Origin of the sequence: Deinococcus arboris (genome assembly GCF_009755355.1) — a bacterium.
GTDB classification, from domain to species: Bacteria; Deinococcota; Deinococci; order Deinococcales; family Deinococcaceae; genus Deinococcus; species Deinococcus betulae.
This window is the reverse complement of sequence record NZ_WQLB01000014.1, coordinates 15,579-27,659: the sequence shown is the minus strand read 5'-3', so window position 1 is coordinate 27,659 and position 12,081 is coordinate 15,579. Positions and strand designations below refer to the sequence as shown.

Here is a 12,081-nt window from a genome sequence, read left to right as displayed (position 1 = left end):
TAACCCATGTGCAGGCGGCCTCCCCAGCCGGTGAAGGGCCGCGCCGACCCCTGAACCAGAGGGCAAGTGGCCACAGCAGGCGCGGTCATGCCCACAGTATGCCCCGAAGCCCTGCTCCTGCCCTACACCAGACGGGGTGACTGCCCGCAGGAGGAACCAGGGAGGCAGACGCCTAGATTTGCTCGCCTGTAAGGGCGGCGCAAGTTCTGTTTTGTATAACTAGGAATCATGAAGCCGACCCCTCTTTCTCTTGAGCCGGGCGGCGCGGCGTGACGCCGCTGCTGCTGGGCGCGCTGTTCATTGTGGGGTTGCTGCTCTCGGTGCGGGCGCCCGAGCGCGTGCTGGGGTTTGTGTCGGCCGGCGTGGTGGCCGTGCTGGCGCTGGTGCTGGCCGGGCTGGCCCTGGGCGTCGGCGGCCCGCAGGGCGCGCCCCTGGCCTTTGCCGAACTGGGCCGCGCCCAGGGCGCGCTGTGCCTGGCGGCCTTCCTGCTGGCCACGGCCGCCTTCCGGCTGGGCCGGGTGCTCACGCCCAGCATCCACCGTGGTCCGCGTGACGCGCGCGGCCGCCCGGTGCGGGTGCAGCGCACCGCCACCCCCATGCCGCCCTCGCGCCGCAACACGCTGGCGCAGACGGCCATTGACCTGCGCTTTCAGGATTACGAGGTCCTGGAGCGCATCGGCATTGGGGGCATGGGCAGCGTGTACCGCGCCCGGCGCCGCCAGGACGGCCGCGTGGTGGCCCTTAAGGTGCCGCAGGACAAGTACCTGGCCGACGCCAAGTTCGTCAAGCGTTTTTACCGTGAGGCCGAGGTCCTCAAGCGCTTTAACCACCCCAACATCGTGCGCGTGTACGACTACCGCATGCAGGACCCCGAGCACTACATCGCCATGGAATTTCTGGACGGCGAGAGCCTGGAAGGCCTGCTGGAAAACCGCAGCCTGAGCTTCAGTGAAGGCTCGCAGCTGATTCGCGCGCTGGCCGACGCCCTGCGGCACATCCACATGCAGAATGTGGTGCACCGCGACATCAAGCCCGCCAACGTGATGGTCCTGAAAAATGCCTTCACCGACGGCGTGCTGCGCGAGGGCGGGGTTAAACTCATGGACTTCGGGATTGCGGTGGGCAAAGTCCTGACCCGGCTCACCATGACCGGCGCCCGCGTGGGCACGCCCATCTACATGGCCCCCGAACAGGCCAAGGGCAACCGCGTAGATGCCCGTAGCGACGTGTATTCCCTGGGCCTGCTGGCCTACGAGATGGTGACGGGCCAGACTGCCTTCAAGGGCAGTTACGAGGCAGTGGTGCACCAGCAGGTCTTCGAGTCGCCCAAGCCGCCCAAGCAGGTGCGCCTGGAGGTGCCGGGCAAGCTCAATGACCTGATTCTGCACATGATTGAAAAAGACCCTGCCCAGCGCCCCACCCTGGACGAGGTGATTGCGCGCATTGACGCGGGTGTCCTGAGTGACGAGGCCTTTAACGACCCCGTGGCCCTGGCCCTGAGCGTGCAGGAAAAGCGTGGCACGGTGCGGCTACTGGACCTGAAGTGCAAGCTGCGTGCCAGCCTGCGCGACCAGTCGGGCGGCGACAAGGGCATGCCCGGCGCGCCCAATGCCATGAGCAGTGACGGGCAGGGCCACATGTACGTGACGCTGCTGGACTACCGCCAGGGCAAGGCGGGCGCCCTGGTCCGCAAGCTCGACGCTGAGGGCCAGGAACTCCTGAGCTTTGGGCCCTACGGCCTGAACGACGGCGAATTGCTACAACCGGTGGCGATTGCCGCCACCGACGCGTTGGTGTTCGTGCTGGACGCCGAGGCGCACCACGTGGTCGTGTTTGACCCGCAGGGCCGCTTCGTGCGGCGCTTTGGCGGCAAGGGCCAGGGGCTGGGGCGTTTCGAGAAGCCACGCTCTATCGTGGCCTCGGCAGACGGACACGTTTACGTCCTGGACACCGGTAACAACGAGGTGCAGCGCTTTACGGCGCAGGGCGAGTATCTCAGCCGCTACGCTTTCCGCCTGGACCGCAACAGTGACAGCCTGCGGTCGCTGGACGGCCTGGCAGTAGATCACTACGGGGCCGTGTACATCGTGGACGCCGTTGCCCGGAAAGTGCGCAAGATCGAAGCTGACGGCTCGCCGGGCCTGACGTTTGCCCTGGAAACCCTGGTCGGCGAACCCACCGAGTCGCCGTGGCTGCTGCAGGTCGGCCCCGACGGCCAGCTGTACGCGGTGCGTCAGGGCGGTCAGGTGCTGCGCACCTACTCGGGTGCGGGCGACCTGCTCAGCCAGTGCGACATGTACGCCCCGGTGCAGGCCATGACCATCCTGACGCGGCCTCAGGTGCTGCAGCCCGCCTGAGCCGTGGCTCTGCCTCTGCTGACCCTGTATCACCGCCCCGGCTGCCACCTGTGTGAGCAGGCCGGGGCCCATCTGGACGCCCTGAACTTCCGTTACGAGTGGGTAAATGTAGACGCCGACCCTGGCCTGCGCGCCCGCTACGGCGACGACGTGCCGGTCCTGGCGTGCGGAGAGCGGGTGCTGGGCAAGGGGGCCTTCAGCCGGGGCCGCCTGAGCCAGGTGAAGGTGCTGCTGCTGCGGGAGGCGGCGGGGCGGTCATAATGCCTGGTCCGTGGGCGCTATGGTGAAGCCATGATGACCCTGTTGTCCCGCCGGCCCGGAGCCTGCGTATGAGCTGGTTGGAGCGGCTGCGCGACGGCCTGAGCAAGACCCGCAAACAAATCAACGACACCGCCGGTTTTCTGGGCACCGATGTGCGCGACGTTTTTAATGGCCGCCTGGAAACCATTGAGGACCTGGAATACGCCCTGATTGCCGCCGACGTGGGCCGCGCCGCCACCGAGGAAATTCTGGAAGACATCCGCGCCAGCGAGGGCAAGAACTTGCAGCAGGCCCTGATGGACGCCCTGACCCTGCAACTCGAACCCGACAGCCGCCGCGCCGAGTTTCGCAAGCTGGGCTTTACCCCCGACGCCCGGCGCAGCAGCGTGGACCCCAAGGGCCATGTGGTGATGGTGATTGGCGTCAACGGCGTGGGCAAAACCACCACGATTGCCAAGCTGGGCCAGTATTACCGGGGTCGGGGCAAGAGCGTGATGTTCGCCGCTGGCGATACCTTCCGCGCGGCGGCTGGGGCACAGCTGGGCGTCTGGGGTGAGCGCCTGGGCATTCCGGTGGTGCAGGGCGTGGACGGCGGCGACCCGGCCGCTGTGGCCTTTGACGGCGCGAGCGCCCGCGTGGCGCGCGGCACGGACCTGCTGTTCGTGGACACCGCCGGCCGCCTGCACAACAAGCACAACCTGATGGAAGAGCTGAAAAAGGTGCGCCGCGTGATTGACAAGGCCGACCCGAACGAACCCGCCGAGGTCTGGCTGGTGCTGGACGCCGTGACGGGCCAGAACGGCCTGCAACAGGCCAAGAAGTTCCACGAGGCCACGCCCCTGACCGGCGTGATTGTCACCAAGCTGGATGGCACAGCCAAAGGCGGCATTCTCGTGCCGATTGTGCGGGAGCTGGGCGTGCCCATCAAATTTATCGGGGTGGGGGAGGGTGCCGACGACCTGCAACCCTTCGACAGCCGTGAATTTGTACGCGCCTTATTTGATGTGAATATCCCGCGCGAGTAAGAGTAAGCAGCAGAGGGCAGGTTAGGGAGCCGGCGGTGAGCGCTGGCTTTCTGCTGGCGGTGGAGGTCACTTGTGCCGCTCGGTTCAGGGGGTGATTTCGGGTCTGTCCAATCAGCACCCAGTTCCACTGAATAGATCTAGCCCCCAGGATGGCTGGGGAGAACAGCGCGGGTCTTGACAGCTCAGCAGCAGTTGAAGTGACGAGGCTTTCTCACCCTCAATGCCACGGAGAACCACCATCAGTCACACTTCATCCAGCAGAAACCTCACCACATCGTCGCGCATTCGCTGGCTGGTGTAATGGGCCACGCCGGGGTAGGTGCGCGCCTGAAAGTGCTGGGGCTGCCCGACTTGGGCGTAGGCGGCCCGGTAGGCCTGCGCGGTCGGTTCGTGGTGCGCTGCCAGCGGAAAGGTCGGGTCGGCCTCGCCGCTGGCCAGCAGCAGCGGCTTTGGGGCCAGGTCGCCTGCATGGGTCAGGGGGCGGTGGGCTTCTAGAAAGGCCTGCGTTTCGGGGCGCCGCACCTCAGGCTCTTGCCAGACACCGGACGTGATCAGGGCCGCGACCTTTGCCACCCGCTGTTCCAGGCGGCCCAGGGTCTGCGCCACGTAGCCGCCCATGCTGGAGCCGACCACCCAGACGGGCACGGGGCCATAGGTCGCCTGCGCCGCGTCCAGCAGCGCCGGAGCTTCGGCCACTGTGCGGCGCACGCTGTCCCAGACGTACTCGCGGGCGTTCAGGCCGGGTGGGGTATCGCCCAGGCGCTCGCCGTGCAGGGCGCTGTCGGGCAGCATAGCCGCCACCCCCGCCGCCGTGAGGGCGCTGTAGACGCCCAGCTTACCTTCCTTGGTGGCCCAGGCGCCGTGATAGACCACGCATAGGGCGCGGATGGGCTGGCCTTCGGGGGGCCGCTCGACCAGACAGGGCACCCCAGCGAGGACGCGCCGCTCTATCTGGTAGGGCTTCCCCGCAGCGTTGGGCGTGGCGTGGGGATCGGTCATGGCTGAGCGTCCTGACCGCGCAGCAAACGGCGAATCAGCCGAATCTGGCCCCGGTGGCTGACCTCGTCTTCCATGACATGAAACCAGGCCCAGTGATGGTTCATGCGGGGGTCGGCGGGCACAGGCTCAGAGAGCCAGGCATCGTCCCTGGTGGCCAGCTGACGCAGGGTGTCGGTCAGGGTCGCCTCCAGGTCGGCTTCGTACCACGCGAGGTCGTGGCCGCGCACGCTGAGCCGCGCCGCTTCGCCCAGGTCCAGGGCAGGGCGGTGGGCGGCAAAGGCCTCATCGTCGTAAGGGTCGTGGCCCTCAAAGGTCATGGTCTGGTAGATCCGGTGAACCGCCGCCAGGTGCGCCAGCAGCATGCCCACCGAATTGGTGAGGCCTGGAGGTACCGCGTCCAGTTCAGCCTGGGTCATGCCGGCTGCGGCCTGTAGCGTGGTCAGCCGGGCGTAGGTCAGCATATCCACCAGCGCAGCCACTAGCGGTGTTAGGGGAGAGCGGCCTACCGTGACGATCTCGCAGGCGCGGTCATCTTTGAGGGTGGTGGCCAAGCCGGGCAGGGTCATACGTCAGCCTAGCCTGACCGCGGCTGGCCGCTCCACTCTGAGGAAAACGGCCCGCCTTTCGTGTCCACTTCTGCTGCCGCTCTTGGCCGTCACTTCCTGCGTCCGCTCTGGGGTGAAGTGAGCGTGGACCAGACCCGCACATCTGGATTCGTCAGGGCCGCCCACTCTGCGTAGGTCAGCCCCAGGGCCAGCGCCATCAGGTTCCCGTGGGTCACCACCACGGTCACGCCGCTCGGGTCTCGGGCGTCGGCCAGGGCCGCAAGGCTGCGCGCCCGCGCCCGGCGCCCCGATTCGCCGCCTGGAAACCGCAGGGCCGGCACGCGGAAACTCCAGCGGAGGCTGGCCCTCCACCAGCCCACTGGCTGGCCGGTCAGGACCCGCTCGGTCAGGCGCTCGTCGGTGTGGATGGTCAGGGTCAGCCTCTCGGCCAGTGGCTGCGCCGTCTGCACAGCCCGCCGCCAGGGACTGCTGACGATCCGGGTCAGCGGCAGGTGGGCCAGAGCCCGCGCCAGGTTCTGCGCGGCGGTCTCACCGTCTGGGGTCAAGGCCGCGTCTGGGGCCTGTCCCTCGGCTCTGGCATGCCGCACCAGCAGGACTGTCCCAGGCGGCAGCTGTTCAGGCAGCTTCATGGTTTCTCCCTGCGGACGTTTACTGCGAGCGGCCGCGCAGGCCACTGGTGGCGCGGTCGCTCTGCCGCTTGTCGGAGGCCATTGTCATCCAGCAGGCCCGCGGCCAGAAGGTTCATAGAGGTCATCCTGCCACGGTCCGACTGCACCGGGCCACAAAAAAACCAGCGCCCGCTGGGGGGCACTGGTTAGGGAAGGCTCAGGCGTTAGTGACCGTCGCCGTCCTGGGCCTCACGCTTGCCTTCGTTGTATTCCGCGTGGGCCTGGGTGTTGTGGAGTTCCGCTTTGGCGCGGTCTTCCAGCGCTTCGGCCTTGTGGTGGGCGTCGCCGGTCACGGCGTGGGCCACGTTGTGTCCGGCCTCGCGGGCGCGGTCAGCGGCTTCATTCACTTTGGCCTTGGCGGCGTCCACCATATTCTCTGCGGTGCTTTTATCACTCATGGGTCAGAGTCCTCCTGCGCGTGGATTCCCGGATGGGTCTTTCCAGAGTGCCGCGCGGCGGTGGGCGGCAGGTGAGCGGCCCTTGAGGAGAACTGGAGCGTTCTCCCTGATTCTCCTTTAGGTCCTTTAGGCACTCCCCGAAGTGAAGACAGAGTGTATCCGTGGTGGCCAGTGGGGTGGTCTCTCCGAAAGTGGCGTGACGACCTCTCGGCGTCTGGCGGGAGAGGGGATCACTCTCCTCTGAGCAGCCTCACCTTTTGAACTGCGTCTAAACCCTTCGGGTAACACGGACACCAAAGTCAGGATTGGGCCGCGTGGAGTACAGTAGGGCCGACATGGATAAGCACATCAAGGTGCCCACGCAGGGCGAGAAGATTACGATGCAGGGCGGCAAGCTGTCCGTTCCCAACCACCCCATCATTCCGTTTGTGGAAGGCGACGGCACCGGCCCCGACATCTGGAAGGCCTCGGTGCGGGTGCTGGACGCTGCGGTTGAAGTGGCTTACGGCGGCGAGAAGAAAATCGAGTGGATGGAAGTCTACGCCGGTGAAAAGAGCCTGGAAGTCTACGGCGAAAACGAGTGGCTGCCCCAGAGCACGGTCAATGCCTTCAATGAATACCTGTTCGGCATCAAGGGGCCGCTGACCACGCCCGTGGGCACCGGCATCCGCTCGATTAACGTGGCGCTGCGCCAGGAGCTTGACCTGTACGCCTGCGTGCGCCCCGTGCAGTACTTCGACGGCGTGCCCAGCCCGGTCAAGCGCCCCCAGGACGTGGACATGGTGATTTTCCGTGAAAACACCGAGGACATCTACGCAGGCATTGAGTACAAGGCCGGCACCGATGAGGCCGACAAGATGCGCGGCTTCCTGACCCGCGAGATGGGCGTCAAGAAGATCCGTTTCCCCGAAAGCAGCTCCTTTGGCATCAAGCCCGTGTCCAAAGAAGGTACCGAGCGGCTGGTGCGCGCCGCGATTCAGTACGCCGTGGAGAACGGCCGCAAGAGCGTGGCGCTGGTGCACAAGGGCAACATCATGAAGTTCACCGAAGGCGGCTTCCGCGACTGGGGCTATGAACTGGCCAAGCGTGAATTCGGCGCCGTGGAACTGGACGGCGGCCCCTGGCTGCAGCTGCCGAACGGCATCGTCATCAAGGACGTGATTGCCGACAACTTCCTCCAGCAGATTCTGCTGCGCCCCACCGACTACGACGTGATTGCCACGCTGAACCTGAACGGCGACTACATCAGCGACGCGCTGGCCGCGCAGGTCGGCGGCATCGGCATCGCGCCCGGCGCCAACATCAACTACGTGACGGGCCACGCGATCTTTGAGGCCACCCACGGCACCGCGCCCAAGTACGCGGGCAAGAACGTCATCAACCCCTCCTCGGTCATCCTGTCGGGCGAGATGATGCTGCGCTACATGGGCTGGACCGAGGCCGCCGACCTGATTCTGAAGGGGCTGGACGCCACCATTCAGCAAAAGGCTGTGACCTACGACTTCGCCCGCAGCATGGAAGGCGCCACCGAAGTGAAGACCAGCGAGTTTGCCGACCGCATCATCGAGAACATGAAGGCTGCAAAGGCGTAAGCCAGAAAAGCTGATTGAGCGGGCGGGGGCGTCAAAGCCTCCGCCCGTTTTTGCTGACCACTTGCCGCAAGTGCGGTCACAGGCCGCTGTACCGCGCGCTACGGTGGCCCTGATGTGTGCATTCGCAGCGGGGATTGCTCTGGTGGCGCTGGGCCTCTTTGTGGGTGCCCTGGGTTTGCTGCTGTCTGACTTGGGCCAGCAGGCCGCTGACTTCGAAACCAGTGTGTCGGTCATTCGCGTCTTTGGAGCGTTGTTTGGCGGAACAGAAACGCTGATGTTGTTGCTGTTGCCCGGCGCGCTGCTGGTGCTGCTGGGTATCGGCTTACTGGTGGTGGGGTGGCCTGCTCTGCAAATGCCCAGGCAGGAGGCCGAGGACTAGCACGGCTGTCTATGATCTTGTTGCCCAGAGCAGTTCAAGTAGAAGAGGAGCAACACGTGTTCCACAGCGGCTGCCAGTTCCATCCTAGGGCCAACAACGCCCCTGGGTTCCTGTCTGCCGTGGACACTCACTTCGTTCGTCTCAAAGCGGTTGAGGGAGAAGCACCCAACCGCTCTGGGTGGTGAGATCAGGCCAGACCAGGCAGCGCAGTCGGCACGTCCAGGTTGCCTTTCTGCCTCTTCAGCCTTTTAGCCAATCGCCAGCATGCGCTCAATCGGTTTCAGGGCCTGCGCGCGAATGTCCTCGGGCACGGTCACGCGCGGCTGCAAGTTCAGCAGGCTGTCGCGGATGTTCTCCAGGGTAATCATTTTCATGTACTCGCAGCAGGCGGTGCGGCTGACCGGAATAAAGGTTTTGTCCGGCACATCGTGCTCAAGGCGGGTCACCATGCCCGTTTCGGTAACCACAATGAATTCCTGCGCGGCGCTGGTCTTAGCGCGGCCAATCATGCCCTCGGTGGAGTACAGCTGGAGGTCTGGAATAGCGCTGAGAATCCGGCTGGAGCAGCCGCATTCGGGGTGAATCAGCAGCTCGGCGTCTGGATAGGCGGCCTGCTGGCCCTGCACGTCTTCAGGGCGAATGGCCTCGTGAACGTGGCAGGCCCCGTCCCACACGTCCATCTGCCGCCCGGTTTCGCGGATGACATGCGCCGCCAGAAACCGGTCTGGGGCGAACAGGATGGGCACGCCCTCTGGCAGGCTCTGCACGATCTGCACCGCATTGCCGCTGGTGCAGCAGTAGTCCGAAACGGCTTTTACATCGGCGGTGGTGTTCACGTAGGTCACGACCAAACCGCCGGGGTTCTTGGCCTTCCAGTCGCGGATGCCCTGTGCCGTCACAGTGTCGGCCAGCGAGCAGCCTGCGCGCAGATCGGGCAGCAGCACCGTTTTCTCCGGATTCAGGATGGCGGCGGTTTCAGCCATAAAGTGCACGCCTGCAAAAACAATCACGTCGGCGTCGGTCCTGGCGGCCATCCGCGAGAGGCCCAGCGAATCGCCCACGAAGTCGGCAATGCCCTGCACCTCGGGCCGCTGGTAGTTGTGAGCCAGGATCACCGCGTTGTTCTCGGCCCGCAGCCGGACAATATCGGCGCGCAGTTCGGCCTCATCGGGCAGCACAGTCAGCTGAAGCAGGTCGCGGTGCGGCACCTGGGGGCGCGGCACCACCGGAGCAGAAGAGGGGGGGGTTGGTTCGGTCGGGTTGCTCATCGTTGGTCCTCAGGCAGAAAGTTCAGGCTGATGTCCAGGGCCGGCGCCGAATGGGTCAGGGCGCCGGCGCTGACGTAATCCACGCCGCTCCGGGCCACGCTCGGCAGGCGTTCCAGGGTCATGTTGCCGCTGGCTTCCAGGGTGACGTGGGGGGCCAAGCTGCCGCGCAGGGCCACCGCCTCGGCCAGCAGCGCGTCGTCCATGTTGTCCAGCAGCACACGGTCAGCGCCGGCCCGCAGGGCTTCTTCTAGGCCAGAGAGGTCCGGCACCTCGCATTCCACTTTCAAAAGGTAAGCGTGGTCGCGGGCGCGGCGAATAGCCTCGGCGATGCCGCCAGCAGCAGCCACATGGTTGTCTTTGATGAGAAGGCCGTCGTCCAGGCCCGCGCGGTGGTTCAGGCCCCCGCCGTGCCGGACGGCCTGCTTTTCCAGATCGCGCCACAGCGGCGTGGTCTTGCGGGTGTCCAGTAAGCGTGTCCGGCCAGGCCCCAGCGCCTCCACGTAGCGCCGCGTCTGGGTGGCGACGCCGCTTAAGCGCTGCAGCAGGTTCAGGGCCAGCCGCTCGCCGGTCAGCAGGCTGCGTGCCGGGCCGCTCAGGGTGCCGATGACGCCGCGCCCCCGCCGCTCGCCGTCCTGGGCGGTCCAGTGCACGGTCACCCGCTCGTCTACCAGCGCAAACACGCGGGCAGCCACCATTAAGCCGCTCAGCACGCCGTCCTCTTTCAGCAGGAATTCGGCGCGGGCCTGCTGGCCCTCGGCAATCGTGGCCAGCGTGGTGGCGTCGCCGCGCCCGATGTCCTCGGCCAGGGCGGCGCGCAGGCGCTCGTCCAGACTCAACATGCCAGGCACGGGGACAGAGGGGCAAAGTTTGTGCGGGAAATCACGCGCTGAACCCTAGCGCATTTGTTCGGCGCCTGTTCAGAACTTGGGAACGGCGGCCGCTGGGTCACGGTTGCTGGCCCACCAGGACGGTGGCTTGCACCGGGACCGGTACAAGGCTGACCGAGCCGTCAGGGCGGCGCTGCGCCACCGTGTGCTGCGGGGGTCCTTCGGCTGGGAAGTCGCTGCGGTGGTGCCCGCCGCGCGACTCCTGGCGGGCCAGGGCCGAGCGCAGCAGCAGGCCCCCGATGGTCGCCAGGTGACCAGCCTCCAGACTGGCGCGGGTGGTTTCGGGGCTGGCCGGCCAGCCCCAGGCGTCCAGCGCCCGCTGCAGGCCCGGCGCGGTGCGGTGCAGGCCGGCGGCCGAGTCCATCACGGCGCGCAGGCGGGGCAAAGCCGAGGGGTTGACAGTGGGCATGGCTGGAGCCTCTCCCTCGGTGTGCGGGGTTTTCAGTTCGGCCAGGGCCGCTCTGGCCGCGCGCGCGCCAAACACCAGTCCCTCCGAGAGGCTGTTGCTGGCCAGCCGGTTGGCGCCGTGCAGACCGCTGGAAGCCACTTCACCCGCCGCATACAGCCCCGGCACGCTGGCGCGGCCCTGCACGTCGGTCAGGACGCCGCCCATCGTGTAATGCACGGCGGGCTGCACCGGAATGAGGTCGCGGCCCAGATCCAGCCCCCAGGGCCGCAGCGCCCCCGTGACGGTGGGAAAGCGCGCGTGGACAAAGGCCTCACCCAGGTGGCGCAGGTCCAGGAAGACGGCGCCCGTCGCGGCGCGCTCGGCGGCGATGGCGCGGGCCACCACGTCGCGCGGGGCCAGTTCCAGCGCCTCGTCATAGCGGGCCATAAAGCGCTCGCCGGAAGCACTGAGCAGATGACCGCCCTCGCCGCGCGCTGCCTCGGTGACCAGCCGGGCCTCGTCGCCGCGCACCACGGCGGTCGGGTGAAACTGCACGAATTCCAGGTCGCGCAGCGCCGCGCCGACCGCCCAGGCCAGCCCCAGGCCGTCGCCAGTGCCTTCGGGCGGGGCCGTGGTCACGCCGAACAGGCGCCCAAAGCCGCCAGTGGCCAGCAGCACGGCGCCGGCCCGGACGCGCAGCGGCCCCTGTGGCGTCAGCAGGTCGGCGCCGACGACGCGGCCGCCCGCCTGCCGCAAGCTCTGCACAAAGGCGCCTTCTTGGAGATTCAGGGCGGGGCCGTGGCCAGCGCGCAGCGCCTGACTGAGCGCCAGGCTAACCGCGTGGCCAGTGGCGTCGCCCGTGTGCCGGATGCGGGGGCGGCTGTGCCCCCCTTCCAGCGTGCGGTGCGGCGAAAAGCTCACACCCAGGTCACGCAGGGTGTCCACATGGGCCTGAGCCTCTTTGACGAAGGTCGTGACAGTCTCCGGCTCGCACAGGCCGCGTCCGGCGGTCATGGTGTCAGCGGCGTGCGCGGCCTCGTCGTACAGGCCCAGGGGCGCCGCAATACCGCCCTGCGCCCACCGGGTCGAGCCGCCCACCAGCGCGCCCTTGCAGGCCAGCAGCACGTCGGCACCGTAACTGCGGGCTGTCAGCGCGGCGTAGGCCCCTGCCACCCCGCCGCCCACCACCAAGAGTTCGGTTTCCAGCGTCTTCACAGCTGTTCAGGGTAAAGCAGGGCCAGCGGCCAGAGGTGTCACTGGCCGGCAAGCAGCGGTGCAGGCCGTCAGGCAGGG

General features: G+C 66.9%; 12 protein-coding genes. 5 read left to right on the top strand and 7 right to left on the bottom strand.

What is annotated here, in order from left to right; all coding sequences use genetic code 11:
* The first annotated feature begins 269 nt into the window (after window positions 1–269).
* The 3 genes from GO986_RS11570 (at window position 270) to ftsY (ending at window position 3,643) form a co-directional block, all read left to right on the top strand.
* The gene (locus tag GO986_RS11570; RefSeq protein ID WP_369409331.1) at window positions 270–2,357 is read left to right on the top strand and encodes a protein kinase domain-containing protein; all 2,088 of its coding nucleotides are present in this window, start codon (window positions 270–272) and stop codon (window positions 2,355–2,357) included.
* A 3-nt stretch (window positions 2,358–2,360) separates the two neighbouring features.
* Window positions 2,361–2,618, top strand: coding sequence for a glutaredoxin family protein (locus GO986_RS11565; protein WP_369409330.1), 258 nt, complete (start codon window positions 2,361–2,363; stop codon window positions 2,616–2,618).
* Between the two features lie 68 nt (window positions 2,619–2,686).
* Entirely contained in the window at window positions 2,687–3,643 is a 957-nt protein-coding gene (gene ftsY, locus GO986_RS11560) for a signal recognition particle-docking protein FtsY (protein ID WP_157459456.1), read from the top strand.
* Window positions 3,644–3,886: 243 nt separating this feature from the next.
* Here the strand turns inward: ftsY and GO986_RS11555 are convergent, their stop codons facing one another.
* The 4 genes from GO986_RS11555 to GO986_RS11540 form a co-directional block, all read right to left on the bottom strand.
* Window positions 3,887–4,642, bottom strand: coding sequence for an alpha/beta fold hydrolase (locus GO986_RS11555; protein WP_157459455.1), 756 nt, complete (start codon window positions 4,640–4,642; stop codon window positions 3,887–3,889).
* Window positions 4,639–5,208 (bottom strand): mycothiol transferase, encoded by a 570-nt coding sequence (locus GO986_RS11550; protein ID WP_157459454.1) that lies wholly within the window; start codon window positions 5,206–5,208, stop codon window positions 4,639–4,641. The genes GO986_RS11555 and GO986_RS11550 overlap by 4 nt, the downstream gene beginning before the upstream one ends.
* An 89-nt stretch (window positions 5,209–5,297) precedes the next feature.
* Entirely contained in the window at window positions 5,298–5,837 is a 540-nt protein-coding gene (locus tag GO986_RS11545) for a histidine phosphatase family protein (RefSeq protein ID WP_157459453.1), read from the bottom strand.
* Window positions 5,838–6,040: 203 nt separating this feature from the next.
* Window positions 6,041–6,274 (bottom strand): hypothetical protein, encoded by a 234-nt coding sequence (locus GO986_RS11540; RefSeq protein ID WP_157459452.1) that lies wholly within the window; start codon window positions 6,272–6,274, stop codon window positions 6,041–6,043.
* 335 nt (window positions 6,275–6,609) lie between these two features.
* Here GO986_RS11540 and icd point away from each other — a divergent pair, with 335 nt between their 5' ends.
* Together icd and GO986_RS11530 are read left to right on the top strand one after the other, a co-directional pair.
* A complete protein-coding gene (icd, locus tag GO986_RS11535) occupies window positions 6,610–7,866 on the top strand; it encodes an NADP-dependent isocitrate dehydrogenase (protein WP_157459451.1) in 1,257 nt (418 codons plus the stop codon).
* A gap of 112 nt (window positions 7,867–7,978) precedes the next feature.
* Window positions 7,979–8,245, top strand: coding sequence for a hypothetical protein (locus GO986_RS11530; protein ID WP_157459450.1), 267 nt, complete (start codon window positions 7,979–7,981; stop codon window positions 8,243–8,245).
* A 248-nt stretch (window positions 8,246–8,493) separates the two neighbouring features.
* Here the strand turns inward: GO986_RS11530 and nadA are convergent, their stop codons facing one another.
* From nadA to GO986_RS11515, 3 genes are all read right to left on the bottom strand, one after another.
* Entirely contained in the window at window positions 8,494–9,513 is a 1,020-nt protein-coding gene (nadA, locus tag GO986_RS11525) for a quinolinate synthase NadA (protein ID WP_157459449.1), read from the bottom strand.
* Window positions 9,510–10,352 (bottom strand): carboxylating nicotinate-nucleotide diphosphorylase, encoded by an 843-nt coding sequence (gene nadC / locus GO986_RS11520; protein ID WP_157459516.1) that lies wholly within the window; start codon window positions 10,350–10,352, stop codon window positions 9,510–9,512. The genes nadA and nadC overlap by 4 nt, the downstream gene beginning before the upstream one ends.
* Window positions 10,353–10,458: 106 nt before the next feature.
* The gene (locus tag GO986_RS11515; RefSeq protein WP_369409329.1) at window positions 10,459–12,003 is read right to left on the bottom strand and encodes an L-aspartate oxidase; all 1,545 of its coding nucleotides are present in this window, start codon (window positions 12,001–12,003) and stop codon (window positions 10,459–10,461) included.
* Window positions 12,004–12,081: the final 78 nt, after the last annotated feature.

Bases quoted from the DNA above. Each gene is read 5' to 3' on its own strand.
- GO986_RS11540 (WP_157459452.1), bottom strand. From the start codon at position 6,274: ATGAGTGATAAAAGCACCGCAGAGAATATGGTGGACGCCGCCAAGGCC.
- ftsY (WP_157459456.1), top strand. From the start codon at position 2,687: ATGAGCTGGTTGGAGCGGCTGCGCGACGGCCTGAGCAAGACCCGCAAA.
- icd (WP_157459451.1), top strand. From the start codon at position 6,610: ATGGATAAGCACATCAAGGTGCCCACGCAGGGCGAGAAGATTACGATG.
- GO986_RS11550 (WP_157459454.1), bottom strand. From the start codon at position 5,208: ATGACCCTGCCCGGCTTGGCCACCACCCTCAAAGATGACCGCGCCTGC.
- nadA (WP_157459449.1), bottom strand. From the start codon at position 9,513: ATGAGCAACCCGACCGAACCAACCCCCCCCTCTTCTGCTCCGGTGGTG.
- GO986_RS11555 (WP_157459455.1), bottom strand. From the start codon at position 4,642: ATGACCGATCCCCACGCCACGCCCAACGCTGCGGGGAAGCCCTACCAG.
- GO986_RS11545 (WP_157459453.1), bottom strand. From the start codon at position 5,837: ATGAAGCTGCCTGAACAGCTGCCGCCTGGGACAGTCCTGCTGGTGCGG.
- nadC (WP_157459516.1), bottom strand. From the start codon at position 10,352: ATGTTGAGTCTGGACGAGCGCCTGCGCGCCGCCCTGGCCGAGGACATC.
- GO986_RS11530 (WP_157459450.1), top strand. From the start codon at position 7,979: ATGTGTGCATTCGCAGCGGGGATTGCTCTGGTGGCGCTGGGCCTCTTT.